We start from the raw sequence: 874 nt of genomic DNA on the forward strand, positions 1-874 counted from the left end.
CCAAGTTTCGTTTGTTTTAAACCAAAGTGATTTTAAACCAAATGACAAAGTAAACATTACTGTTAAATACAATAATGCCACAGCAGACAGTTTTACTTTGCAAATCAAAGACAGCAAGACACCCGACAATAAGAAAAATGGCGATAGTAAATTGTGAATTATTGGTGTTGTTGTTGGTGTGTTGGCCGGTCTTGGTCTTGCATATTTGTTCTTTAAAAGATTTGTCTTTGATAAATATTTTTTACCAAAAATTAACAAACGCCGCCACGATAAATTAGTTGAAAAAGTTAGAAAAGAAGAGGCAGAAAAAGGAGACAAAAACAATAAAGGTGGTGAAGAATAATGATAATTGAAGAATTATTAAGTTTAAATAAAATTGTTTTTATTGTATTGAGTTAATAGGGATTAAGAAATATGCTTGATAATATAATAATAATTGTTAATATTCACCCTGAACCTTTACATCGCCATCACTATCAAGAACTAAATTGGGTTCTTTTGTATATAAATTTCAACGATAAACTGCTTTAATATATTTTCTATAATAAGCACTATGTAGTGCGATTCAATAAGTATAATAATAATTAGCAGTTTTGTTATCTTTAACACCTAAATATGTTTCCTTTTCGGTCGATACTAAAACAATTGAATTATCACCAATGTCGGTATCCAAAACTTTTGAGGAACTATTATATTTAAACTTAATAATTCTTCAATTATCATTTTCATCACCACGCCACACAACATAAAAATAATGGTTATAATTATCAATAATGTTAAATGGTTCTTCTTGGGGTGCTATTCATTCTAAGTTGTCTTTAATTTCTTGGTTAGCAGTATCTATTTTATTTATTTCTTTAAGTTTTAGTAATTC

1 protein-coding gene and 1 pseudogene are annotated in these 874 nt (G+C 27.9%); one reads left to right on the forward strand and one right to left on the reverse strand.

Annotated elements, in window-relative coordinates; genetic code table 4:
• Positions 1-343, forward strand: a pseudogene (locus C6B38_RS11250) (hypothetical protein); the annotation flags it as partial.
• Positions 344-439: 96 nt separating this feature from the next.
• Here the strand turns inward: C6B38_RS11250 and C6B38_RS10130 are convergent.
• Positions 440-874: hypothetical protein (locus tag C6B38_RS10130; protein ID WP_162475896.1), on the reverse strand; the 435-nt coding region annotated here is incomplete at its 5' end.

Source organism: Spiroplasma sp. ChiS, assembly GCF_002968355.1.
GTDB lineage: Bacteria > Bacillota_I > Bacilli_A > Mycoplasmatales > Mycoplasmataceae > Spiroplasma > Spiroplasma citri.